At 65.4% G+C, this 24626-nt stretch carries 24 protein-coding genes; 6 read left to right on the plus strand and 18 right to left on the minus strand.

Features of this window, described 5'->3' with window-relative positions; translation table 11 throughout:
* Positions 1–235 precede the first annotated feature (235 nt).
* Both NOG11_RS09045 and NOG11_RS09050 read right to left on the minus strand, forming a co-directional pair.
* Entirely contained in the window at positions 236–1606 is a 1371-nt protein-coding gene (locus NOG11_RS09045) for a PleD family two-component system response regulator (RefSeq protein ID WP_256619431.1), read from the minus strand.
* A 39-nt stretch (positions 1607–1645) separates the two neighbouring features.
* The gene (locus NOG11_RS09050; protein ID WP_256619432.1) at positions 1646–2020 is read right to left on the minus strand and encodes a response regulator; all 375 of its coding nucleotides are present in this window, start codon (positions 2018–2020) and stop codon (positions 1646–1648) included.
* 91 nt (positions 2021–2111) lie between these two features.
* Here NOG11_RS09050 and NOG11_RS09055 point away from each other — a divergent pair, with 91 nt between their 5' ends.
* Both NOG11_RS09055 and NOG11_RS09060 read left to right on the plus strand, forming a co-directional pair.
* Positions 2112–3389: a DNA polymerase IV gene (locus NOG11_RS09055; protein ID WP_256619433.1), complete on the plus strand. Its 1278-nt coding sequence runs from the start codon at positions 2112–2114 to the stop codon at positions 3387–3389.
* Positions 3386–3847 carry a RidA family protein gene (locus NOG11_RS09060; protein ID WP_256619434.1) on the plus strand — a complete coding sequence of 154 codons (462 nt, stop codon included), beginning with the start codon at positions 3386–3388 and terminating at the stop codon, positions 3845–3847. Before NOG11_RS09055 ends, NOG11_RS09060 begins: the two co-directional genes overlap by 4 nt.
* Here the strand turns inward: NOG11_RS09060 and NOG11_RS09065 are convergent.
* The 13 genes from NOG11_RS09065 to NOG11_RS09125 all read right to left on the minus strand — a co-directional run bounded on the left by NOG11_RS09065 (position 3797) and on the right by NOG11_RS09125 (position 17079).
* The gene (locus NOG11_RS09065; protein ID WP_256619435.1) at positions 3797–4975 is read right to left on the minus strand and encodes a lipid-A-disaccharide synthase; all 1179 of its coding nucleotides are present in this window, start codon (positions 4973–4975) and stop codon (positions 3797–3799) included. The genes NOG11_RS09060 and NOG11_RS09065 overlap by 51 nt on opposite strands.
* On the minus strand, positions 4972–5850 hold the full coding sequence (locus tag NOG11_RS09070) for an LpxI family protein (protein ID WP_256619436.1): 879 nt from the start codon (positions 5848–5850) through the stop codon (positions 4972–4974). The genes NOG11_RS09065 and NOG11_RS09070 overlap by 4 nt, the downstream gene beginning before the upstream one ends.
* Positions 5832–6623 (minus strand): acyl-ACP--UDP-N-acetylglucosamine O-acyltransferase, encoded by a 792-nt coding sequence (lpxA, locus tag NOG11_RS09075; protein WP_256619437.1) that lies wholly within the window; start codon positions 6621–6623, stop codon positions 5832–5834. The genes NOG11_RS09070 and lpxA overlap by 19 nt, the downstream gene beginning before the upstream one ends.
* A complete protein-coding gene (gene fabZ / locus NOG11_RS09080; RefSeq protein WP_256619438.1) occupies positions 6620–7087 on the minus strand; it encodes a 3-hydroxyacyl-ACP dehydratase FabZ in 468 nt (155 codons plus the stop codon). Before fabZ ends, lpxA begins: the two co-directional genes overlap by 4 nt.
* A gap of 1 nt (position 7088) precedes the next feature.
* Positions 7089–8078: a UDP-3-O-(3-hydroxymyristoyl)glucosamine N-acyltransferase gene (lpxD, locus tag NOG11_RS09085; protein ID WP_256619440.1), complete on the minus strand. Its 990-nt coding sequence runs from the start codon at positions 8076–8078 to the stop codon at positions 7089–7091.
* Positions 8079–8168: 90 nt separating this feature from the next.
* Complete coding sequence (locus NOG11_RS09090) at positions 8169–8834, minus strand: OmpH/Skp family outer membrane protein (protein WP_256619441.1); 666 nt, start codon at positions 8832–8834, stop codon at positions 8169–8171.
* A 105-nt stretch (positions 8835–8939) separates the two neighbouring features.
* Positions 8940–11579, minus strand: a complete 2640-nt coding sequence (bamA, locus tag NOG11_RS09095; RefSeq protein WP_256619442.1) for an outer membrane protein assembly factor BamA — start codon at positions 11577–11579, stop codon at positions 8940–8942.
* A gap of 32 nt (positions 11580–11611) precedes the next feature.
* Entirely contained in the window at positions 11612–12841 is a 1230-nt protein-coding gene (locus NOG11_RS09100; RefSeq protein WP_256619443.1) for a M50 family metallopeptidase, read from the minus strand.
* A 9-nt stretch (positions 12842–12850) separates the two neighbouring features.
* Positions 12851–14035, minus strand: coding sequence for a 1-deoxy-D-xylulose-5-phosphate reductoisomerase (gene dxr, locus NOG11_RS09105; protein WP_256619444.1), 1185 nt, complete (start codon positions 14033–14035; stop codon positions 12851–12853).
* A gap of 36 nt (positions 14036–14071) precedes the next feature.
* A complete protein-coding gene (locus NOG11_RS09110) occupies positions 14072–14893 on the minus strand; it encodes a phosphatidate cytidylyltransferase (RefSeq protein ID WP_256619445.1) in 822 nt (273 codons plus the stop codon).
* Positions 14890–15657, minus strand: coding sequence for an isoprenyl transferase (locus NOG11_RS09115; protein ID WP_256619446.1), 768 nt, complete (start codon positions 15655–15657; stop codon positions 14890–14892). The genes NOG11_RS09110 and NOG11_RS09115 overlap by 4 nt, the downstream gene beginning before the upstream one ends.
* Positions 15658–15719: 62 nt before the next feature.
* Positions 15720–16271, minus strand: a complete 552-nt coding sequence (gene frr, locus NOG11_RS09120; protein ID WP_256619447.1) for a ribosome recycling factor — start codon at positions 16269–16271, stop codon at positions 15720–15722.
* A 91-nt stretch (positions 16272–16362) separates the two neighbouring features.
* Positions 16363–17079: a CRISPR-associated protein Cas4 gene (locus NOG11_RS09125; RefSeq protein ID WP_256619448.1), complete on the minus strand. Its 717-nt coding sequence runs from the start codon at positions 17077–17079 to the stop codon at positions 16363–16365.
* A 316-nt stretch (positions 17080–17395) separates the two neighbouring features.
* Between NOG11_RS09125 and rpsB the strand changes: the two genes are divergently transcribed.
* Entirely contained in the window at positions 17396–18295 is a 900-nt protein-coding gene (gene rpsB / locus NOG11_RS09130) for a 30S ribosomal protein S2 (protein ID WP_256619449.1), read from the plus strand.
* A 36-nt stretch (positions 18296–18331) separates the two neighbouring features.
* Here rpsB and NOG11_RS09135 read toward each other — a convergent pair whose 3' ends face one another.
* Positions 18332–19606: a glycosyltransferase family 4 protein gene (locus NOG11_RS09135; RefSeq protein WP_256619450.1), complete on the minus strand. Its 1275-nt coding sequence runs from the start codon at positions 19604–19606 to the stop codon at positions 18332–18334.
* 201 nt (positions 19607–19807) lie between these two features.
* Between NOG11_RS09135 and tsf the strand changes: the two genes are divergently transcribed.
* A complete protein-coding gene (tsf, locus tag NOG11_RS09140) occupies positions 19808–20716 on the plus strand; it encodes a translation elongation factor Ts (RefSeq protein ID WP_256619451.1) in 909 nt (302 codons plus the stop codon).
* A gap of 252 nt (positions 20717–20968) precedes the next feature.
* On the opposite strand, the gene NOG11_RS09145 is transcribed toward tsf, so the two are convergent.
* Positions 20969–21694, minus strand: coding sequence for a TetR/AcrR family transcriptional regulator (locus NOG11_RS09145; protein ID WP_256619452.1), 726 nt, complete (start codon positions 21692–21694; stop codon positions 20969–20971).
* Between the two features lie 169 nt (positions 21695–21863).
* Between NOG11_RS09145 and pyrH the strand changes: the two genes are divergently transcribed.
* On the plus strand, positions 21864–22580 hold the full coding sequence (gene pyrH / locus NOG11_RS09150) for a UMP kinase (protein ID WP_256619453.1): 717 nt from the start codon (positions 21864–21866) through the stop codon (positions 22578–22580).
* Positions 22581–22655: 75 nt separating this feature from the next.
* Here pyrH and pdxH read toward each other — a convergent pair whose 3' ends face one another.
* A complete protein-coding gene (gene pdxH / locus NOG11_RS09155; protein WP_256619454.1) occupies positions 22656–23357 on the minus strand; it encodes a pyridoxamine 5'-phosphate oxidase in 702 nt (233 codons plus the stop codon).
* A 69-nt stretch (positions 23358–23426) separates the two neighbouring features.
* Here pdxH and aroC point away from each other — a divergent pair, with 69 nt between their 5' ends.
* The gene (aroC, locus tag NOG11_RS09160) at positions 23427–24539 is read left to right on the plus strand and encodes a chorismate synthase (RefSeq protein WP_256619455.1); all 1113 of its coding nucleotides are present in this window, start codon (positions 23427–23429) and stop codon (positions 24537–24539) included.
* Positions 24540–24626 lie beyond the last annotated feature (87 nt).

The following is a 24626-nucleotide window of genomic DNA, read 5'->3' on the forward strand; positions in this document are numbered from 1 at the left end:
AGCTTCGCTGTCCGGGATGACGGCGGGAGGAACTACGCTTACTGCATAGGAATGGTGGCCGCCTCCGGCGTCCACCCTACGGGCCGTCATTCCGGGGACGCGAAGCGTAGCCCGGAACCCAGAACTGGGACCTTAGGAACAGAAGAGCCGCCCGGCAAACCCACCCGGACCGAGTCTGGGTTCCGGGCTCAGGCTCCGCCTTCCCCGAAATAAGACAGCCAAGCCAAACCTACCTTCAGGCGGCAACCTCGGTGATCTGGTTCCGCCCGTTCTCCTTAGAGCGGTAGAGCGCCTCGTCCGCCTTCTTCAGGATGCTGGCCAGGCTGTCGCCTTCGGACAGGCTCGCCATGCCGATGGACACGGTCACATCGAGGCGCTGGCCGTCGGCGAGGTGCACCCCCTCCGCCGAGACGGCGCTCAGCACACGATCGGCGATCTCCTTAGCAGAGGCTCTCGGCGTGCGCGGCATGAGCACGGCGAACTCCTCGCCGCCCGTCCGGCAGGCGAGGTCCGATCCCCGTACGGAGTGGGTGAGGCGGGAGGAGACCTCCTTGAGGACATCATCACCTGCCTCGTGGCCGTAGGTGTCGTTGACGAGCTTGAAGTGGTCGATGTCGATCATCAGGCAGTGGAGGTCGTCCCCCGATGCCTTGGCCTCCTCGATCAGGCGGCTGCCCTGGTTGGCAAGGAAGCGCCGGTTGTAGAGGCCGGTGAGCTGGTCGATGATCGCCAGCTCCATGGTCTGGTCGAAGCTAGCGCGCAGCTTCTCGATGGACCGCATACGCCGCACCTGGGTGCGGACGCGGGCGGCGAGCTCCTGAGCATCGACCGGCGCCATGATGTAGTCGGAGACGCCGAGGTCCAGGGCGCGGATGAGCTGCCTGGTCTGCTCCTGCTCGGCGATGGCGAGCAGCGGCGCGAGGCGCGAGTTGTCGAAGGCGCGGATGGCCGAGCAGAGCCGTAAGGGATCGTAGCTCTCCATGCCGAGGTCGATGAAGACGAGGTCCGGCTCGCCTCGGCGGATGGCTTCGAGCGCCATGCGGGCGTCCTCCTCATAGACCACGTTCATGTGCTTGGGCAGGTGCTCCGACCCCTGATCGAGGGCGGCGACGCGGCCCCGGTCGGTCACGGCGAGGATCGTCGCCTGCTCTTCGTCACCCCCGGCGAGGTCCGCCTTGCTCAGCACACCCATGGCCGCCCCGGCTGCATGGCGGTGGCGCAGCTCGTCCGTCATTTGCTTGAAGCGCGTCAGGGATTTTACACGGGCGAAGAGCGCGATGTCCTGGACGGGTTTGGTCAGAAAGTCGTCGGCCCCGGCCTGGAGGCCTGCCACACGGTCGGCCTGCTGGTCGAGAGCGGTCACCATCACCACGGGGATGTGCCAGGTGTCGTCGTGGGCCTTGAGCATCTCGCAGGTTTGGAACCCGTCGAGGCCGGGCATCATCACGTCGAGGAGGATGATATCGGGCTGCTGCTCGACGGCGATGTCGATCGCTTCCTGACCGGACAGCGCCGTCAGCACCTCGAAATACTCAGCCCGAAGCCTTGCTTCGAGGAGCTTCACATTCGGTTCGAGATCGTCGACGACGAGCACACGAGCTGTCATAGCGTCCCCAGGCGCGGGCGGATCCCGCGGGGCTTATGGCTAGGACAAAACCCTTTTTACTTTCTCAAGAAACTCGGTGACGCTGATCGGTTTCGCCAGATAATCGTCGCAACCCGCAGCCCTGATACGCTCCTCGTCGTCGCGCATGGCGAAGGCGGTCACGGCGATGACGGGGATATCGCGGATCTCCGGATCGGCCTTGAGCTCCTTGGTGACCTCCAGGCCGGACTTCTCAGGGAGCTGGATGTCCATGATGATGAGGTCGGGCCGCTCGTCCTTGACCAGTTGATAGGCCTCGGTCCCCCGCCCCGTCTGCACGATGCGGTAGCCCTGTACCTCTAGCAGGTCGTGAAAGAGCTTCATGTTCAGCTCGTTGTCCTCGACCACCAGGATGGTTTTCTGCTGCTCTTGCATCCGTATATCCTTCTGCAGAAGCCCATGACGCGGGCTTTGCATCCCTGGCCTAGAAAGTTGCACTTGAATGGTCGAGCTTAAACGATCGTTGATGACAGCTCCCGCAGCTATCTGCATTGGATGCGGCGCCGTGGTGCCTGCCGGAGAGGACGAGCACTGCCAGGGCCACCGGGTGCTGGAGCATCCTGAGCTCGCCGCCCTCTCCATCGCCCATGTGGACTGCGACGCCTTCTTCGCTAGCGTGGAGAAGCGGGACAATCCCGAGCTGGCTCACCAGCCCGTCGTCGTTGGCGGCGGGGAGCGGGGCGTCGTCGCCGCCGCCTGCTACATCGCCAGGACCTACGGCGTGCGCTCCGCCATGCCTGCGTTCCAGGCCAAGAGGCTCTGTCCCAACGCCGTCTTCGTGAGGCCGCGATTCGAGGCCTATAAGGAGGCTTCGATGAAGGTCCGGACGGCCATGGAGGATCTGACGCCGCTGGTGCAGATGGTCTCCGTCGACGAGGCCTATCTCGACCTCACCGGCACCGCCCGGCTTCACGGCAAGGTACCCGCCGCCTCCCTGGTCGCCCTGCAGCGGCGGATCGAAGCGGAGGTGGGTGTCACGGTCTCCGTCGGCCTCAGCCACAACAAGTCCCTCGCCAAGATGGCCTCCGACCTCGACAAGCCGCGCGGCTTCGCGGTGATCGGCGAGGAAGAGACCCTGCGCTTCCTCGCCCCCCTGCCCGTCTTACAGATGCAGGGGGTCGGGCGCTCCTTCGCGGCGAAACTGGAGCGCGACGGCATCGCGACGATCGGTGACCTGCAGCGGCGGGAAGCACGCGACCTGGTCGAGCGCTACGGCGAGATGGGGCTGAAGCTCCACTACCGCTGCCGCGGCCGGGACAACCGGCCGGTGACGACGGTGCGTGAGACGAAGTCGATCTCCGGCGAGACCACTTTCTCAAAGGACACGGGCGACCCGGCGGTCCTCGAGGACAAGCTCTACGCCATGGCCCAGAAAACGGCCCTGCGCGCCAAAGAGAAGGGCTATGCCGGGACGGTGGTCACGGTGAAGCTCAAGACCGCGCGGTTTAAGAGCCTGACCAGGCGCAAGACTTTGGGCGTTGCGACGAACCTCGCCGAAGTGCTGTTCGCGGAGGGGCAGGCGCTGCTCCATGAGGAGCTGAGAAAGAACCCCTCCCTCACCTACCGCCTCATCGGCATCGGCATCAGCGAGCTCGTCACCACGGCGGCCATGAAACAGGACCTTGCCTATCCCGAGGAACGCGAGAAACTAGAGGCCAAGGAAGACGCACTCGGTCGGCTCCGCCAGCGCTTCGGCTCGCAGGTGATCGGCACGATGCGCGACAGGAGGACTGCCAAGAAGTGACCACCGTCGAAGAGAAACTGGCCGAGAAGGGCTACACCCTCCCCGAGCCTGCAGCGCCGCTGGCCAGCTATGTGCCGTTCGTCAAATCCAGGAACCTGCTCTTCATCTCAGGCCAGCTTCCCATGCAGAACGGCGAGATCATGACTGGTCATGTGGGTACGGATCTTTCGGTCGAGGAAGGCGCGAAGGCGGCGGAGCTCTGCGCCGTGAACATCATCGCCCAGATCGGTGCCGCCCTGACCCGCGACTTCGGACGCCTGCGCGACGTGGTGAAGCTCGAAGGCTTCGTTTCCTGCGGCCCGGACTTCACCCAGCACCCCGAGGTCATCAACGGGGCCTCCGAACTCTTCGCCCATGTGTTCTGCAGCCGCGGCAGCCACTGCCGCACCGCCGTCGGCGTACCCTCCCTACCCAGGGGCGCGGCGGTGGAGATCGCGGCGGTCATCTCCATCGACTAGGCGCAGCACGGCTTCAGCCGCAGCCGATGCCGCGTCCTTCGAGCCGAGGAGCTGCGGCAGCAGCCTGCGAAACGCAGAGACCTGGAGCCGCTTCGCCTCGTCGTCCTGCAGCAGGCGGACGATATCCGCGCTGAGCTGGATAGGTGTGGCCTCTTCCTGCAAGCGCTCGGGCACCACGGCTTCGCCTGCGGCAACGTTGAGGATGGTGACGTAGGGGCTGGTGATGACCCTTCGCGCCCAGGCCGCCACCAGGGGGCCGACCTTGTAGGTCACGACCATCGGCGTGCCGGTCAGCGCCAGCTCTGTCGTGACCGTGCCGGACGCAGCGAGCGCCACGTCCCCTGCATCGAAGGCGTTGAAGCGGTCCGTGGGCGGTACGATGATGATGTCCGCGTCCCACTTGCTGACCTGGCTGCGGACGTAGTCCTCGACCGATGGCGCTGCGATGATGGCGGCACGTAGTCCCTTGATCCGCTCGCACACCTCCTCGAAGCTCTCGCGGTAGATGGGAAGGAGCTTCTTGATCTCGCCCATACGGCTGCCGGGGAGAAGAAGAAGCAGGGGCTCGTCCTTGAGGCCGTAGCGCGCCCTGAAATGGGGGCCGGAGCGGGGCTGCTCTGCGGCGTACTGAAAGTTCGGGTTGCCGACGAACTCGGCGCTCCCTCCCGCCTTCTCGAACCACACGGGCTCGAAGGGAAGTAGGCAGAGAAGATGGTCGAAGAGCCCTGCAGCCGTTTCGGCCCGTTCAGGTCGGGACGCCCAGACCTGGGGCGCTGCGAACTTGACGAGCTTCGTCTCGGGCGAGGTCTTGCGCAGACGCTCCGCCGCCATTTTAGAGAAGACCCAACTGTCGATCAGCACCGCAGCGTCGGGTACTTCGGCAGCCGCCATCAGACCGAGTTTGCCAACCAGCTTCTTCGCCCGCGGAAGAGCCGCCAGAGCGTCGATCGGCCCCATGACGGCCAGCTTCTCCGTCGAGAGATCGCCTTGCAGTCCGGCGCGCCGCATCGCCTCGCCCCCTGCGCCGACAAAGCGGATGCCGGGACGCCGCTCCGCAAGGGCCTCCATGATCCGTGCGCCGAGGGCGTCTCCCGACGGCTCCGCAGCGGTGAGGAGGATGGTGGTCATGCTTCCTCCACCGAAGAGACTCCGTAGACGTACAGGCCCAGCTCATCGGCGAGACGCAACGTCTCCTCTCGGTCCACCAGCAGAGCAAGCCCCGCCCCGACGGCGATACCCTTGAGCCCCGCCGCGTGGACATGCCGGACGGTGGCGGGACCGATGGTGGGCAGATCCACGCGAAGCTCCTGTCCGGGCTTGGGCATCTTCACCAGGACGCCGGACCGCACGCTCTTCTCTCCCGGCTCTCCACCCTTCAGCGTATCGGGCAGCTCGGCCACGCGGGCCAGCATCCGGTCGGTCCCCTCGGCTGCCTCCACGGCCAGCACGAAGCCTCGCCGCACCACCACCCCTTGCGCCACGTCGAACGGGCCGAGCGCCTTGACGATGGCTGCCCCCTTCTCGATATCGGCGAGATCCTCCGCACTCGGCTCGGTGCGGCCGATAGCGCCGCTGGGCATGGAGAGAGAGCCTGCTGCCTCATGCGCGCCGATGACCCTGAACCCGGCCTGCTCGAAGCTTTCGACCATCACGTCGAGAATGGCGCCGTCCCCCCTTCGCGCGGCAGCCGCCACCTTCGGCAGCAGGCGCATCCCGCCCCAGTCGAGGCGAAGCTTCGCCAGATTAGGCCGCAGCACGTGACCGGCAAAGCAGACCGCATCGCAGCCGGCCTTCTTCAGCCCCCGGATGACGCCGCCGACCTCACCGACGCCGGCGCGCATCTGCTCGAAGCGCTCGGGAGGGGCCTCTTCGGTCAGCGCACAGAAAAAGGGTTTTCGACCCGCCTCGATCTCGGCATCGGCGATGCGGATAGGCAGGTCGCCGCTTCCCGCGACGATGCCCAGCCGCTGCCAACCCGCGGCGGCTACTGGCCCGGCAGGCAAAGCGAACGGTCCTTCGCCGCGCGCATGAAGGTGACCATCTCCATCACCTCGGGCACCTCACCGTAGGCCTCGACGCAGTCATCGATCCGCTCCTGCAGCGTCCCCTCGGGGGCGAACAGCATGCGGTAGGCGGCTCTGATGGCGTGGATGGTCTTGCGCGGCATGCCCCGGCGCTTCATCCCGACGATGTTGAGCCCCTCGAGCTTCGCCCTGTTCCCGAAGACCGAGCCGTAGGGGATGATGTCACCGGTGACGATGGCCCCGCCGCCGACAAAGGCGTAGTTGCCGATGCGGCTGAACTGGTGGATGGCGACGAGCCCTGAGATGAAGACGCCGTCGCCGATATGGATATGGCCGCCCAGGGTGGCGTTGTTCGCCATGATGATCCGGTCACCGAGGATGCAGTCGTGGGCGATGTGGGCACCCACCATGAAGAGGCAGTCGTCGCCCACCACGGTCTCGCCGCCGCCCTGCACCGTGCCGGGGTTCATCGTCACATGCTCCCTGATCTGGTTGCGCCTGCCCACCTTCAGCGTGGTCGGCTCGCCCTTGTAGCTAAGGTGTTGGGGCGGCGTGCCGAGGACCGCGAAGGGCATGATCTCGGTCTCCTCGCCCACCTCGGTGTGGCCAAGGACCACCGCGTGCGGATGAAGCTTGACGCGGTCGTGGAGCCTTACATGGGCGCCGACATGGACGAAGGGTGCGATCTCGACCCCCTCGCCGATCTCAGCGCCCTCCTCCACGATGGCGCGTGGATGGATGCCGGCGGTCATTTCGGCTCCGTCAGCATGGCCTTGAACTCGGCCTCGGCGACGACCTTGCCGTCGACCTTGGCGATGCCTTCGTACTTCCAGACGGGCGGGCGCTTGGTCGCCGTGCGGACATGGAGCTCGAGAACGTCGCCTGGCACGACAGGCTTGCGGAACTTCGCCTTCTCCACCCCCATGAAGAGTACCACCTTGCCGTCCGTGTCGAGCTTTTCGCCGTAGGCGGTGTAGGCGGCTGCGGCCTGCGCCATCGCTTCGATGATCAGCACGCCGGGCATGACCGGCATCTCCGGGAAGTGGCCTTCGAAATAGGGCTCGTTGTTGGTGACGTTCTTAATGCCCACCGCACCGTTATCCGTCGTGACACGGACGAGCTTGTCGATCATCAGGAAAGGGAAGCGGTGCGGCAGGACCTTTTTGATGCCGGTGACATCGAGATCGGGGAGGTATTCTTGGTCTTGTTCGCTCATCCTATTTCCCGTTCGCTAGGCGCCCGAGGGCAGCCGTTTCCTTCATCCACTGACGCATGGGTTTGGCCGGTGTGCCGCCGACCTTACCGCCTGGCTCCACGTCGCGCATCAGGCCAGCCTTGGCGGCGATGACCGCACCGTCACCGATATGAAGGTGATCGGCCATGCCGACCTGCCCGCCCATCATGACGTAGTCACCGATCGTGCAGGAGCCCGAGATGCCGGTCTGGCTGGCGATCAGGACACCGCGGCCGATGCGGCAGTTGTGAGCCACCTGGCAGAGATTGTCGATCTTCGTCAGATCACCGATCACCGTGTCCGACAGCATGCCCCTGTCCACGGTCGTCAGGGCACCGATATCCACTTCGTCGCCGATCCGAACCGCGCCGAGCTGGGGCACCCTTTGCGGGCCGGTCTCCCCTGCCGTGTAGCCGAACCCGGCCTCGCCGATCTTCGCGCCCGCGTGGATGCGGCAGTTCTTGCCGAGGGTCGCGTGGGTGATCGAGACCTGAGCGGCAAGAGACGTTCCGTCCCCTATGACGACCCCTGGACCGACGAAGCTTCCCGGTCCGATGACGACATTCGCTCCGAGCACGGCGGAGGGGTCGATGACGGCGCTCTGATGAATGCGGCAGGCTTCTCCGCGTTCTCCAGGGCCCTCGCCTTCAAGCCCCTCTTCGGCGAAACTCGTGAACATGGCCGCCGCGATCTTCGAGAAGGCCAGTTTCGGTGAGCGCGCCTCCAAGACTGCACCCGGAAAGTCCTCGCAAACGCTCGCTTGGCCTTCGGGGACGATCAGCGCAACCGCGGGAGCAGGCGCACCTTTCAGCTTCTCGGCGAAGACCAGGGCGCCGTCGCCGCCAGTGCTCAGCTCCGCGACGGTTTCAACGCTACCGCTTCCCCGAACGATCTCGGCCCCGCCGATCTCGGCCGCTTCAGCGATGCTGAGCACACCGTTCCGGCGAAAGAACCGCGGGTCAGGGAAGATCATAGGGTCTCCAGATACAGTAAAGGCGGGCCTAGAGCCCGCCTCGTGATTTGTGAAGGCCAGTAGCCACTAGCCGCTCCGCACCGAAGGCGGTTACTGGTTCTCGCCAGCGGGGACCGCCTGTGCCGGCTGCTGCTGGGCGGCCGCGGCGGCCTGGGCGGCCTGCTGCTGCGCCCGCTGCTGGGCCAGAAGCTGGCCTTGCAGGTCCGGCTTCACCACGTCGATGGAGGTCACTTCCTCATCGAGAGCGGCGATGAGCGCCTCGGTGATGTCGCCTTCCTCGTTGGAGAACAGGACGTTCTGCTTCTCCATCAGGACGAAACCGCCGCGCTCTTCGTACAGGTCCTCGGACAGAGGCTCCCACTCCTCGGCCAGCTCGGCGATGGCGTTGGCGCGGGCCTGCTGCAGCTCGGCCTGACGGATCTGCTGGAGCTGTTCGAGCCCCTGGGCCTTCTGGCGCAGGAACTGGACCCGGCGGGCCAGCTCTTCCTCGCTGTAGTTCTCCCGGTCGGCCTGCAATTGCTGACCTTCGGCCTCGATCTGGGCCTGAATGGTCTGAAGTTCCGTGGCGACTTCCTCGCCGAGCTTCTTGAGCTGCTCGTCGATGGACTTGCCCGCTTCGCTTTCGAGCAGCACCTTCTGCTGGTCGAGGAAGAGGATGTTGGCCTTGCCGCCGTCCCGGCCCGCAACGACCGTTCCGCCGAAGAAACCGACGACGAGCGCAACCGCCGCGGCAATGATGATCTTGAGAATGTTCATGATGGTGCTCTGCCCGTACTAACGTTCGCGTGACACATGGCAAAGACTTCCCGTTTAGGAAAGCCATTGCCGATTAAACTTATGCTAGCGGGTAAGTTCCGCCCCCTAGAACCTGCCCCCTGCCGAGAAGCGGAAGGAAAGCGGCCGGTCGTAGGGCTCGGCGATCAGCGCTTCGGAGAGGTCCACCTGGATCGGCCCGAAGGGCGAGTTCCAGTTGACCGAGACACCGGCCGTCACCCTCGGGTCGAAGCCGTTCTGCAAGGGATCGTCGAACTCCTCGTCGCCGAAGAAGTCGAGGGTCGGCTCGCCGGTATTGAACAGCGCGTCGTCGCCGCGGCTTGTCCCGCCGATATAGCCGCCGTCCACGAAGAGCGACGCCCTGATGCCGTAGCTCGGCGGCAGCGGCAGGGGCAGCAGCGCCTCCGCCGTGCCCACGGCGTAGGCTCTTGCGCCGATGGACTGGCCCCTCGTGGCAGCACGGCCCGTCGCGCCCGCCTGGAAGAGACGGGGGCCGACACCGGCGACATCGAAGCCGCGGATGATGCGGTTGCCGCCGAGGAAGAAGCGGTCGTTGATCCGCACACCGTCATTGTCGAAGCTGTCGACATAGCCGCCATTGAACTTCAGCGAACCGATCAGGCGGAAGGGCAGGCGCTTATAGGTGCCTGCACGGATGGTCGTCCGGTGGAAGTTCACGTCCCCGCCGAGCCCCGCGAAGCTCTGCGAGATGGTGAAATCGTAGCCTGCCGAGGGGACGATCGGGTCGTTCGTCTTGTCCATGCGGAAGGTGTAGCCGACCTGGGAGGTCACGAACTCGCCGTTTCTGGCGCAGGAGAAGTTCACCTGCTGCCCTTCGAGCGAACAGCTATCGAAGCGGACGATGCCCGGATTGCTGATGGCGAGGAAGCCGTCACCGTCCGTATCAATCGGAATATCGCCCAGACGGTCGAAGCTGCTGCCTTCGATCAGGATATCGTCGATGGTGAAATCGGTGAAGCCGAACACGTTGTTGCCTTCGCCGTCCATCGTCTGCTCCAGGAGGAAGAGGTCCCCGCCTTCCTCGCGCTGACCCACGGCTCTGCGGGTCGGAAACTCCACATTGTCGTAGCGCAGGCCGTAATTGACCAGCAGCGATGAGAACTCCGAGGACGGAAAGCCTGCGTTGACGTTGAAGCCCACCGTGTCGGAGACGAAGCCCGCTTCTTCGAAGTCGGTGGCGTTGTAGAACACCGATGCGCCGGCCCTGAGCTGGCGGCCGAGGAAGCGCGGCTCGGTGATCGACAGGCGGGCCTGCTTGGTCCGCTGCGCCGCCTGAAGGTCGAGAAGGACGTACTGGCCGCGGCCCAGGAGGTTCCGCTGCTCCACCGAGACATTGAAGATGAAGTTGTCGTTCGAGCTGGCGCCGCCACCCACCTGGAAGCTGCCCGTGGGCTGCTCGGTGACGTTGACGTTGAGGATGGTGCGGTCGGGGGCCGAGCCGGGCTCCTCCTCGATCACCACGTCGGAGAAGAAGCCGAGACCCTTCACGCGCCGTTCGGAGCGGTCGATGCCGATGCGGTTGTAGGCATCACCCTCGATGACCCGCATCTCGCGCCGGATCACCGGGTCGAGGGTCTGGACGTTGCCGTTGATGTTGATCTCTTCGACATAGACCCTGGGGCCTTCATTCACGTCGAAGGTGATGTCGACGGTGTTGTTCTCGGGGTTGCGGTCGAGCCTCGGGTTGATGTCCACGAAGGCGTAGCCCGCCGCGCCCGTGGCGAAGGTGATCGACTCCTCCGCCTTCTCCACCAGTTCCGAGTTGAAGGTCGTACCCGAACGGATCGGAATCCGTGCACGGAGCAGCCTGCCCGGAAGCTTGGAGAGGGTCGTGTTCACATCGACGCTGCCGAAGCTGTATTTCGGCCCCTCCTCGACGGTGAAGGTGACGATGAAGTCCTTCCTGTCGGGGGTCAGCTCCGCCACCGAGGACACCACGGAGAAGTCCGCATACCCGTTCTTGGAGTAGAACTCGGTCAGGAGCTGCTGCTCGTATTCCAGGCGGTCGGGGTCGTAATTGTCGTTAGACTCGAAGATGTTCCACCAGCGGGACGGCGCGGTCAGGATGGCGCCGCGCAGCTCGGCATCGGTGAAGGCCGTGTTGCCGACGAAGTTGACCGCCTTGATGCCGCTCTTCGGCCCCTCGTCGATGTCGAAGACCACATCCACCCGGTTCTGATCGAGGCGCTTGATCTTCGGCACCACCGTCGCGCCGAACCGGCCCGAACGGCGATAGACCTCGATGACGCGCTGAGCGTCGGCCTGGGCCTTGGCGCGGGTATAGACCGAGCGGGGCTCGAGCTGGATCTCCTCCTCGAACTTCTCCGCCTTCGTCCTTTTGTTGCCCTCGAAGACCACGCGGTTGACGATGGGGTTCTCGAGGACGTTGACCGTCAGCACGCCCCGGCGCGGATCGAACAGCACCTCGGCATCCTCGAAGAGGCCGGTGGCGAAGAGCGATTTGAGCGCGGCGTCGATCTCCAGCGAGCCCACCTGCATGCCGGGCTCCACGGGCAGGTAGGAACGCACGGTGCCCGCCTCGATCCGCTGGTTGCCGGTCACCTCGATGGAGCGGATCAGAAGCCCGCTCTCCTGCTGGACCTGCTGAGCGGCAAACGCCTCGCTCAGGGGCGCGAACCCCATGGCCATCGCCGTCGATAGAAGGAGTAGCCCCGCGAAGGATCGCCCTGCCGCCTGCCTCACCATAAACTTCTCCCGTACCTACCCAAAGCGTCCTGCTAGCCCGCTAGCCGCGCCACATCGTTAACGACAACAAAGGCGATGAGGCCGAACACAGCCACCATGCCGAACCTGTAGAGAACCCCCTGCACCGCCTCGTTCATGGGCCGGCCGGCCACCGCCTCGTAGGCATAGAACATCAGGTGCCCGCCATCGAGGACCGGCACCGGCAGAAGATTGAGAAAGCCGACCGAGATCGAGATCAGGGCGGCGATGGAAAGGAAGGCCGAAAGGCTCGTGAGCAGCCTGTCGGTTACCGTGAGCTCCGGCGCGTCGATGGTGAAGCCTAGGCTTGCCGCCTGTCCCGCCATCTGACCGATGCGCAACGGACCGCCGATCTCGCGGGGGTCTTCCTTGAGGGTCAGAAGCCTGCCGAAAAAGCGCACGGTGAGGCTCACCACCCTACCGACCTCGCCGCAGGCTGCCTGCAAGGCTTCCAGCGGACCGAAGCGCACACGGGTGACGAAGCGCGGGTCGGAACCCACCCCAAGCTGGCCGGCATAAGAGGTATTGCCGAAGCCGTCGGTCACCTCGACCCGGCGCGGGGTGGCACGGATTTCCTGGGAAGCCCCGCCCCGCTCGACCACGAAGGTCAGCTCCTCGCCGGAACTGAGCCGGATGCGTCCGGTCAGATCGTTGAAGGTCCTGATCCGCTGTCCGTTGAGGGTCAGGATGCGGTCGCCTGGCTCGAAGCCTGCCTCGGCGGCCGCGCTATCCTCTGCCACCAGACCGACGACAGGCTCGACCTCCGTTCGGCCGAGGCCAATGAAGAGACCGGCGAAGATGACGACCGCCAGGACGAAGTTCGCCGCAGGCCCCGCCGCGACCACGAGCGCGCGCTGCCAGACCGGGCGGAAGTGGAAGCAGACCTTCTGCTCCTCCTCGGTCAGGGAGGCGGCGAGCTGGTCCGAGCGCGAGGGGAACTGCGTCGTCCCCGCCGTTCCCTGTTCAGTCGCGGCGCCCGTGGAGGCTGCGTTGGCATCGCCGAAGAACTTGACGTAGCCGCCGAGCGGCAGGGCGGAGATGCGCCACACCGTGCCGTGACGGTCCACCCACCTTTTCAGCTCCGGCCCGAAGCCGATGGAGAAGGCGTCGATCCTGATACCGAGGATGCGGCCCGTCTGAAAATGGCCGAGCTCGTGCACGAAGACGATGACCGGCAGCATGACGAGAAAGGCCAGCACACTGACGAGCACCGTCGAAAGGCTTCCTGCGAAGTCTGCCAGCATCAATCCTGCTCAGCCCCTCTGTGCCAGTTCTTCGACCCTCTCCCACGCCCTCTCCCGCGCGAGTTTATCGGTCGCCAGCACTGCTTCGAGATCAGGCCCATCCTGATTAGGCCTCACGTGATTGAGACAATGTTCGGTTACGCCCGCAATGTCCAGAAAGGGCAGGTGACCCTTGAGAAAGGCGGCCACCGCCACCTCGTTCGCCGCGTTGAGGATGCAGGTCGAGAGCCCCCCCTCATCGAGGCTCTCGCGGGCGAGGCGAAGGGCGGGGAAGCGCCGCTCATCGGCAGGGAAGAAATCCATATGCCCAACTTTCACGAGGTCGAGCTGCTCGGCGGGGGTTGCGACCCTGTCGGGCCAGGCCAGCGCGGAGGCTACCGGAATGGTCATGTCCGGCGTGCCGAGCTGGGCCAGGACCGAGCCGTCCACATAATCCACAAGGCTGTGGATAACCGACTGCGGATGGACGACGATCTCGATCTTCTCCTTGGGAGTGGGGAAGAGATAGGCCGCCTCGATCCTCTCCAGCCCCTTGTTCATCATGGTGGCGCTGTCGACGGAGATCTTCGCGCCCATGGACCAGTTGGGGTGCTTGACCGCCTCGGCCGGGGTGATGCCGCGCAGGGTGTCGGGCTCGCGCTCGCGGAAGGGACCGCCGCTGGCCGTCAGGATCAGACGGCGGATGCGGTGGGGCCGCTCGAAATCGTAGACCTGGAAGATGGCGTTGTGCTCGCTGTCCACGGGGAGCAGCTTGCCGCCGCCGCGCTCCATGGCGGCGAGCACGGCGTCACCGGCACAGACCAGGCACTCCTTGTTGGCGAAGGCGATGTTCGCGCCCCGCTCGGCGGCAACGAGCAGCGGCTCGATCCCGGCCGCGCCGACAATGGCCGCCATGACCCAGTCGGCATCCATGGCCGCAGCTTCGAGGACGGCCTCCTTACCGGCGCCGGATTTGATCCCCGTACCGACGAGCCTGGCCGCAAGCTCCTCGCCCGCGTGAGGGTTGGCGATGGCAGCGAACTTCGCGCCGGAAGCCTTGGCGGCCTCGGCGAGCTCGTCGACCTTCGAGTTGGCGGTGAGAGCGACCACCTCGATCTCGGCATCGCGCGCCTTATTAGCGGCGTCGATCAGCGCCAGCGTGGTCTGTCCTACGGAACCCGTCGCGCCGAGGATCGTCGCGCGTCTTTTCAACATCTTGTCTATCCTGCCTCGGCTGCCCAGCCTTTTTTCCTAGGAGCTTTGCAGCAAAAGCACGCTCGCCGCCAGAGCCAATACCGCAAAGAGGAAGCCGTCCAGCCGGTCCAGCACGCCGCCATGGCCGGGAAAGGCGCCTCCTGAGTCCTTCATACCGTAGCGGCGTTTGAGTGAGCTTTCGGCGAGGTCGCCCAGGACAGCGGCGATGCCGATAGTCCCGCCGTAGAAGCAGAAAAGAAGCGCAGGCCCCCCGAAAAGCAGCGCAAAGGCGAGCCCCGTCGCGCCTGCGCAGAGAAAGGCGCCCCCCGCCCCGGCCCAGGTCTTCGCCGGTGAGATCCTGGGCGCGAGCTTCGGCCCGCCGATCAGCCTGCCGAAGAGATAGGCGCCGCTATCCGACGCCCAGACACACAGGAAGAGAAGGATGGTCAGCCTCGCCCCGTCCTCCGCTTCGAGCCTCAGCCAGAGGGCCGCGATGGCGGGCAGGACGATGTAGGCCGCCCCCGCCGCGGGCCAGCTCTGCGGGTTGGTCTTGGTCCACTCCGAGCCGGTTGCCAGCGCGCCGCCCAGCGCCGTGGCGAGGATCGCCGCGATCACCTCGCCGCCGGCGGCGAAGTAGCAGGCCGAGGTGGCGGTGGCGGAGAGGAGAAAGAAGCCGCGTTGCAGCTCCGCCCCGTCGACAATCCTGGTCCACTCGAAAAGGAGGAAGATCGTCATGGCGGCGATCACACCGACATAGAGCCTGCCGCCTAACAACACCGATCCCAGCGCCAGCGGGATGAGGATGAGGGCGGTCAGGAGCCGGTGGGCCAGGCCGGGCGGCGGTGGGGAGCCGGTGCCTTCCGCCTTCCTCTCGCTCACGGAGCCGAAGCGGCCTTCGCCTTGCGCCCGCCATAGCGGCGCTCACGCCGATGAAACTCGGCGATGGCCTCTTCCAGCTCCCTCTTGCCGAAGTCCGGCCAGAGAAGGTCGAGGAAGATGAACTCCGAATAGGCGGCCTGCCAGAGGAGAAAGTTGGAGATGCGCTGCTCGCCCGAGGTGCGGATGACGAGGTCGGGGTCGGGCACGCCCGCCGTGTCGAGCTCGGCCGCCAGGGCCTCCTCGGTTACCTTGGCGTCGCCGCCTGCCGCCGCCTTCCGGGCAAGGCTCGCCGCCGCGCGGACGATCTCGTCCCGGCCGCCATAGTTGAAGGCGATCTGCAGGGTGAAGGCCGTATTGCCCGCGGTGCTATCCTCCGCCTCCTCGACCAGTTTCTTGAGGTCGGGGGGGAGGCTTTCATGGTCGCCGAGGATGCGCACCCGCACCCCCTCGCCCGCGAGCTCCATCAGGTCCTCCCGGAAGAAACGACGCAGCAGGCCCAGAAGATGGCGCACCTCCCAATCGGGGCGCGACCAGTTCTCCGTGGAGAAACTGTAGAGGGTAACGATGGTGACGCCGCAGTCCCTAGCCGCGCGCACTGCCCTTCGGGCAGCCTCGACCCCGGCCCTGTGGCCTTCGAGGCGCGAGACGCCCTTGCGCTCCGCCCAGCGGCCATTGCCGTCCATGATGATGGCGACGTGACGGGGACCGGCAGGCGTATCGCCGCCGCCCGGTGCTTCGCCTCGATCCTTCTTGGCAGCCAGCATCGCGGCTTCCCCAAACTCGGTGCAGCGATGAGGCTGCGACCCTCGAAGCACCCGCGTGGGTGCTAGACCTGCATGATCTCTTCTTCCTTGGCGGACTGCATCTCTTCGGCCCGCTTGATCTTCTCGTCGGTCAGCTTCTGGACCCGGTCGGAGAGGCGCTTCTTGTCGTCCTCGGGGATCGAATCGTCGCCCTTGATCTCGTCCATGCCGTCGCGGCGGACGTTGCGGATCGCGACCTTTGCCGTCTCCGCATACTTGCCGGACATCTTGGCGAGATCCTTGCGGCGCTCCTCGGTCATGGGCGGCAGCGGCACGCGCACGGTCTGGCCGTCGGTGACCGGGTTGAGGCCAAGGCCTGAGTCGCGAATGCCCTTCTCGACCGCGCCGACCAAGCCTTTGTCCCAGACATTCACCGCTAGGGTGCGGGCGTCGGAGACCGTCACCGTACCCACCTGGTTGATCGGCATGTCCGAGCCGTAGGCGTTGACCGTGACCGGCTCCAAAAGGTTCACCGAGGCGCGGCCCGAGCGCAGACCGCCGAACTCGTTCTTCAACGCATCGAGCGCACCGTCCATCCGGCTTTCGAGTTTCTTGAAGTCGGGTCCGTCGCTCATGGTCTGTTCCTGGCTTGGTTTTGCTGTCCGGGCGGCGGCTTATAACGGCTTGGCAGGCTTTGGAAAGGTGTTGTGTGCGCTGTGATGCGGCCTAGCCCAGGAGGCACCCCGAGCATCGCTCGCGGTGGCCGCAGGATTTACACACTGAGACCTGGCTGGCGAAGGAGGGCTTCTCGCGGCCCCGCTTCATGCGCTGGTAGCGGCGGTGGGCCTCCACCACGACGTCGTCTGGCGGCAGCTTGATCTTGCGGAAGGCGAGCTCCTCCCCGCCGGTGAAGCGCATATAGGCGTGGGCTGCGAGCGGCGGGCCGTCGGTGCCGCGCAGCATATAGGCGTAGGCCGCGAGCTGCATCCGGTCGGAGGCGAAGACATGGGCCTTCCGGCTCTTGGTCTCGACGATGTAGCGTCTGCCGTCCTTGACCCAGACCTCGTCTGGCCGCCCGCGCACATGGACGGGCTTGGTCCGCACCACACTTTTCTCACTTTGATGGAGGGTTGCGCCGGAGAGTTCTTTGGGCAGCAGCGCATCGGTATCGCTGGCCCTCGCGCCGCCAAGCAGCACGAACGCAAGAACAGCCAGCGCCAGCAGTCCCAGGATCCAGATCATCGGTCTTGCCTTTCTTCCCTCCGGCTTCGTCGCGGTCACCTGCCGGTAGAGCCGATCGTGCACGGCCCTTCCCTCTGCCGCCCTCTCCTTCCAGCGCTGGCCCCGCCTCTCGCCATACTTGGCGTCGAAGAGAACTTGCTGAGAACACCGCTCCAGCGAAGCCAGCGTGGTGACCGAGACCGGTTCGCGATCGCCTTTCAACCGGGCCTCCCTCGGACCTACCGGACGTCCGGTATGGCGGGTGTTCGCGTTTTGGTCTAGATGTTTTGCCTCACGGCGCGCAGCGCCTCCGGCGGGGCGGACCATACGGTCCGGGCACCCGGTCGGGCGCCTTCCCGCGGCACCGTCGGGCACGGGAAAGCAGCAGGGCGGCTCGCCCAGCGCTCCGCCTTACGGAAAGAGGCTTGCCACCCTTGCCTTTTCCCTATACTCCGCCCGCCTCAACCCACAGGGCGGTGGACCTTCGGTGGCGCTTCGCGTCCCCCCACCGTTCGACGCCAACCGAAGGAGTCACATCGTGAGCGTCCCTGAATTCTCCATGCGCCAGCTGCTCGAAGCCGGCGTGCACTTTGGTCACCAGACCCACCGCTGGAACCCCAAGATGCGCCAGTACATCTTTGGCGATCGGGGCGGTGTGCATATCATCGACCTATCCCAGACCGTGCCCATGCTGCACGCGGCGCTGACCAAGGTGCGCGACGTGGTGGCCGGCGGCGGCCGGGTGCTCTTCGTCGGCACCAAGCGCCAGGCCCAACAGCCTGTCGCCGAAGCCGCTGAGCGCTGCGCCCAGTACTACATGAACCACCGCTGGCTCGGCGGTACGCTGACCAACTGGGAGACGGTCTCCAACTCGATCAAGCGTCTTGGCGACATCGAGCAGACCCTCGAAGGTGAAGGCCGCGCGCTGACCAAGAAAGAGCAGCTCGGCATGACCAGGGAAGCCGAAAAGCTGAACCTCTCCCTCGGCGGTATCCGCGACATGGGCGGCCTGCCCGACCTCATGTTCGTCATCGACGTCAACAAGGAGCAGATCGCCATCAAGGAAGCCCGTAAGCTGGGCATCCCCGTGGTCGCCGTGGTCGACACCAACTGCTCGCCCGACGGCGTCGAGTTCGTGATTCCCGGCAACGACGATGCCAGCCGAGCCATCAGCCTCTACACCAACCTCGTCGCCGACGCGGTGATCGACGGCCTCGGCGCCGCCGCCGTCGCCTCCGGTGAGGACCTTGGCGAGCTGGCCGATTTCGAAGGCGAGCCCGCCCTCGACGCGGCCCAGGACGTGCCCGGCGAGCAGACCGTCGAGGACGCAGCCGAAGCCCCCGCCATGCCTTCCGAAGCTGGCCAGGCGGACACCAACGCCCACGACGAGGAAGTCATCGCCAAGGAGATGGACAAGGAAGCCGAGCAAGCTGTCTAAGCCGCTTCGTTTCGATCATGCCGGGGGCCGGAAGCGCTACAAGCCTTCCGGCCTTTTTTCTGCGCCGAGCTGCGCCAGCGCCTCAGCCACCCGGCTGCCCCACGCCAGCTCACGATCTTTGTAGATCTCTCTGCCTTGAAGAGCACCCTGCTCAAGTTCCGATCGCAGGGCTGCGTCGCTGAGAAAACGCCTGATCGCGCCAGTGAGCGCCTCCCTATCGTCCGCCGGAAAGACCAGCGTGCTCTTCGTCGCCCGTGACGGAGCCACCGAACTGGCGATGACCGGGCAGCCTGCGAGATGTGCCTCGTGGATCACCCGCGGCAGCCCTTCCAGGAAGCCCGACCTCGTCGGACAGACAAGGCAGGCAGCGCTGGCCATGGCTTCGCCCACAGCCGAACCTTCGCGCCACCCCTCGACCGATATCCAGTCCTTCGCATCGGCCTTGGCTACCTGTTCCTTCAGCTCCTCCAGCGCTGCGCCGGCACCGAGGAAGCGAAGGCGCAAGGAGGGGATGTCGGGCTTGAGAAGAAGAGCCGCATGAAGGAGGTCGAAGACGCCCTTGTTCCGCTCGATCCTACCGACGAAGAGCAGATCGCCTGATCGTCTGCCGCGCGTCTGAGGCGTCGCCGCGCCGTCTTTGGCTTGGGTCACCGAGACCAGAGGTGTCTGGCCGCCGCGCGAGAGCACCGCGACCTGTCTCGCTCCTACCTCGGACACGGCGATGGTGGCGATCCGGCCCGAGCGCAGCGGCCCTCTCGCCAGCGCCAGTTTCGTTCCATCCCGCAGACCCGGCCTCTCTCTATCGGGTCGCCAGGGGTTGTTGTGAAAGGACACCACCACCGGGCACGGAAAACTGCCGAGGCTGGGCCAGAACGGGCTCATGCTGAAGATGACCGCGTCCGCTTGAAAGCGCGCCGCCTGATTGCGCGCATGCCTGGTGATGCGGCGCAAGCCTCGGTAGTGACCGGCCAGACCGCTCCCGCCCGCACCTTTCTCGAACCGGGCGACGGCGATCTCTCCATGAGGCTCGAGCGCCGTATCGGCCTCCCCTGGGCACAGCATGGCGAGCTCGGCGCTCAGCGCATCGGCGACGTCGAGTAGCTGCGTAGAGTAGCTGACGGCTGGAGCCTTGGGGTCCACTTCCCCCCGCTCCCAGGCCGCGTAGCTGCCTAGAACATGGTCGGTGGCGGAGACGTAGAGAAGGCGCAGCGGTCTCTCATCCGGAGCACGGTTCAGCGCACGGATCGCAGGAACGATGTCAGGGGCTATCCGTACGGTACCGCAACGCCCGGTAAGCGGGGCTTCATCCACTATCACGTTGCTAGTCTCGATCCCGCCCCTGGCCACGAACCTGCCATTTCCCCAAAAAGGTCTGTCTCAGCCCTTTCGGGAAGACATTGCCATAAACAAGCTAATCCCGGCTTGACAACAAGGCGAAGCACGCGGTTATCGCTCACCGATCATCGAACACGAAGCGGGCAACTGGGCGCCGCTACCGAGGAGGACCGACACATGGCCGAGATCACCGCCAAGATGGTGAAAGAGCTGCGCGAGATGACCGGCGCAGGCATGATGGATGCGAAGAAGGCGCTCGTCGAGAACGGCGGCGACAAGGACGCGGCCGTCGACTGGCTGCGCACCAAGGGTCTCGCCAAAGCCGCCAAGAAAGCCGGCCGCACCGCTGCCGACGGCCTTGTCGCCTACGCGCTGGACGGCACCAAGGGCGCGCTCGTGGAGGTCAACGCCGAGACCGACTTCGTCGCCCGCAACGAGAAGTTCCAGGCCATGGTGCGCGACATCGCCGATGTGGCGCTGACCGTGGACGGTGAGACCGACAAGCTGCGCGCCGCCTCCTATCCCGGCGCTGACAAGACCGTCGATGAACAGGTCACTGCCATGGTCGCCACCATCGGTGAGAACATGGCCCTGCGCCGCTCCGAGGGCATCTCGGTGAACTCCGGCGTGGTCGTGCCCTACCTGCACACCCCCATCGCCGACCGCGAAGGCAAGATCGGCGTCCTCGTCGCGCTCGAATCGACCGGCGACAAAGAGGCGCTGGAGGCTGTCGGCAAGCAGGTCGCCATGCACATCGCCGCCGCTCGCCCCCAGTCGCTGAACATCGAAGGCCTCGACCAAGCCGTCGTCCAGCGCGAGAAGGACGTCCTCTCCGAGCAAGCCAAAGCATCCGGCAAGCCGGACAACATCATCGAGAAGATGGTCGAGGGCCGCATCCGCAAGTTCTACGAAGAAAGTGTGCTCCTCGAGCAGATCTTCGTCATCGACGGCGAGACCAAGATCAAGGACGTGGTCAAGAACGCTGGCGCTGAGCTGAAGGGCTATATCCGCTACGAGCTGGGCGAAGGCATCGAGAAGGAAGAAGACGACTTCGCCGCCGAGGTCGCCAGCCTCTCCAAAGGCTAAGCGCCGCTCTCAATCTCTACGGAAAAGCCCGGCCTTCGCGCCGGGCTTTTTTGTGTAGGGCTCGTAGCATAGCAGTTTGGCAGAACAGCCACCACTCAAGACGTCTTCCCACGGCGGAGGCGAAGCCGCAGACCGTGGGACCCATCACCTGAAGAAAATGAGGTCGTACCCCTCTAGAAGTTGGATCCCACGGATCGCTTCGCGACCATGGGAAACCGCAGCAGATAACACACCGACCTGATTGGAAGGCCCCTACCCCTCACCCCGCAGCTTCAGCGCCGAGAGATGTGCTGCGACCGCCTTCCTGACATCTCGGCTTGCCGAGGGCGTCTCCGGTTTGTCGGCTGTGATCTGGACCTCGCGCACCTCCGCCTGGGGCTGCTGCGGCGGCTTCTGATCCCCTACCTCCTCGGAGCCGCGAAGAAGGTCCTCCGTCCAGCCCGCCATCACGGCCTTGAACGGAGCCTTGTCGCCGTAGACGCGGGCCAGGACCAGTGCTCCTTGGATATCCACCACCGCCTTGAGGCCTCGGCGTCTCGCCTCGTCTTCAGGCACGCCAGCTGAGGCGAGAACCTTGCTGATCGCGCTGATCAAGGAAGAGACCAGGGTCTGCGCGCCCTGCCTCAGGCTCTCGGGGTTACCCGACGGCGTGCCGAAGAGGTTGATGAGGCAGGACTGGCCACCGTCCCGGTAGAGGGTCCTGAACCCGGCAGCTGCCGCTTCGAGCTTCTCTCTCGGCTCGCCGAGGCCGCGTAGTACCGAGAGGATGCGCTCGTCCACGAAGCGCACCGTGGAGGCGAGCGCCTCCTCCGCCATGGCTTCCTTGCCCGAGGGGAAACGGTGATAGAGGCTGGCGCGCTTGAGCCCGGTGGCTTCCGACAGTTTGGTCAAGGAGGCGCCGCCATAGCCCGCCTCCCTAAAGACGGTGCCGATAGCCTCGACCAGCTCGGGTTTGGTGTTCTGCGGCGTCCTGGCCATCTGCGCCTCTCCTGCTTGCCGAATGATCGGTCATCTTTCCCGGCTACACAAGCCGGATAGAGCAACGCGGTCAACGAAGTGGAAAGAGGGAAAGTCGCACCAGATCGGGTCTCGCAGCGAGCGGGAAAACCTGATAGCGCGCCGCAGCTTCCTCAGGAGAATCCCCATCATGGCCGAACCCACCTACCGCCGCGTCCTTCTCAAGGTCTCGGGCGAAGCGCTGATGGGCGAACAGGAGTTCGGCCTCGACCTGCCCACCGTCGAGCGGATCGCGGGCGAAGTGAAGGCCGCCACCGAGCTTGGCGTGCAGGTCTGCATGGTGGTGGGCGGCGGCAACATCTTCCGCGGCCTCTCCATGGCAGCCAGCGGAATGGAGCGCGCCAGCGCCGACTATATGGGCATGCTGGCCACGGTGATGAACGCCCTCGCCATGCAGAACAGCCTTGAGGCCATCGGCCTCGACACGAGGGTTCTGTCGGCCATCGAGATGCAGTCGATCTGCGAGCCCTATATCCGCCGCCGGGCCATCCGGCACCTGGAGAAGGGCCGCGTCGTCATCTTCGCCGGCGGCACGGGCAACCCCTTCTTCACCACCGACACCGGCGCCGCGCTAAGGGCCGCCGAGATGGGCTGCGAAGCGCTCTTCAAGGGCACCCAGGTGGACGGCATCTACTCGGCCGACCCGAAGAAGGACCCCGATGCCGAGCGCTATGACGAGATCACCTACCGGGACATCCTGACCAAGGACCTGCAGGTCATGGATCAGGCGGCGGTCAGTCTCACGCGGGAGAACGGCATACCCATCGTGGTCTTCAGCCTGAAGGACGGCATCGTCGGCGCGCTGACGGGACAGGGCAAGTTCACGACGGTGGTGAACGCTTCGTAGGGCGGATTGCGAAGCCATCCGCCGTTCTCTCATCTTACCCTAAGCGGCGGAAAGCTGCGCGTTCCGCCCTACGGGTCAGGGATACAAGATCTCCGTCACCCACTCGTCGCCCTCTCTGGTGAACCGCTTGCGGTCGTGGAGGCGGAAGGGGCGGTTGACCCAGAACTCGACGCTGCGGGGAACGATCCTGAAGCCGCGCCACCATTCGGGGCGGGGCACCTCGCGGTCTTCGAACAGCGATTCGAAGTCGTCGATGCGCGTCTTGAGGATGTCCGGCTCGCTCATGGGTCGGGACTGTTGGCTGGCCCAGGCGCCGATGCGGCTGCCGCGGTCCCGCCGGGCGAAGTAGTCGTCGGCTTCCTTGTCCGAAAGCGGCACGGCCTGCCCCCTCAACCGCACCTGGCGGCGGATCGACTTCCAGTGAAAGAGAGCCGTGCAGGCCGGGTTGTGGAGGAGCTGCTCACCCTTGGCGCTCTGCATGTTGGTGTAGAAGGTCAGCCCGTGGTCGAGCTCCTTGAGGAGGACCATGCGAGCATCGGGGGAGCCGTCGCGGTCCACGCTCGCCACGCACATGGCGTTGGGGTCGTTGATTTCATGCTTGCGCGCAAGCTTTAGCCAGTCGCTGAGGATGGTGAGCGGGTCCTGCTCCTCGCCGAACACGTCGCCCTGATCGTCCTCGACGCCGAACGCTTCTTGCGCCTTGGCCTCCTCGGCATAGTCCTCCGCCGTAGGGGTGGCGGGGATGAGGTCGTCGGTGTCGCTCGGCTGGTCGGTCATGGCGCCCGCTTAGATGCAAGTGAGATGCCCCGCTATCCCCGCCGTGCAAAGCAGGGCTAGAAGGCTGTCATGTCGCATAACAGTTTCGGGCACCTCTTCCGCGTCACCACCTGGGGTGAGAGCCACGGGCCAGCACTAGGCTGCGTCATCGACGGCTGCCCGCCCCTCATCCCCTTCGATCTGGCCCGCGTGCAGGACGCGCTGGACCGTAGGAAGCCGGGTCAGTCGCGCTTCGTGACCCAGCGCCGCGAGGACGACCGGGTCAAGGTTCTCTCCGGCGTCTTCGAAGACGACCGAACGGACGGTCTAGTGACGACGGGTACGCCGATCAGCCTGATGATCGAGAACACCGACCAGCGCTCGAAGGACTACAGCGCCATCCGGGATACCTACCGACCAGGGCATGCGGACCTGACCTACCAGCAGAAATACGGCATTCGCGACTATCGAGGCGGCGGCAGATCGTCGGCGAGGGAGACAGCCGCTCGAGTGGCGGCTGGGGCGGTCGCTCAGATGGTTTTGGAACGCTTGTTCGGACAAGTGCAGATCAGAGCCGGGCTTGTCTCGATCGGTCGGTCTACTACGGAGAAGCGGGATTGGGCGGCGGTCTCCGCCAACCCCTTCTTCTGCCCCGACGCCGAGAAGGCGAAAGATTGGGAGGCTCTCATCGACGAGACCCGGAAGGCTGGCGACAGCCTGGGCGGCATCGTCGAGGTCGAAGCGGCCGGCTTTCCGCCCGGTCTAGGCGCACCGGTCTATGGCAAGCTCGACCAGGACATCGCCTCGGCACTGATGTCGATCAACGCGGCCAAAGGGGTAGAGATCGGCGACGGCATGGAGGCCGGGCGCCTCAAGGGGACCGAGAACGCCGACGAGATGCGCATGGTAGACGGTCAGGTGACCTACCAGTCGAACCACGTAGGGGGCGTGCTCGGCGGTATCAGCACCGGCGCACCGATCGTTGCGCGGGTGGCGATCAAGCCGACCTCCTCGATCCTGACTCCGACCCGCTCGGTAACGAAGGACGGGGCGGACACCGAAGTGGTGACCAAAGGCCGTCACGACCCCTGCGTCGCCATCCGTGCTGTGCCGGTGGTCGAGGCGATGATGGCGATCGTGCTGGCTGACCACGCGCTGAGGCACCGTGGTCAGGTGGGCGGATTTGGCGGGGTGGGTAAGTAGCAAGCTAGCTCGCCACAACTAATCTCTCCCTTGGGAGAGATCGACCATCTACGATCTCGAGTAAGGGCGAGTAGCGGACAAAGGTTG

Source organism: Parvularcula maris (genome assembly GCF_024505085.1).
Taxonomy (GTDB): domain Bacteria; phylum Pseudomonadota; class Alphaproteobacteria; order Caulobacterales; family Parvularculaceae; genus Parvularcula; species Parvularcula maris.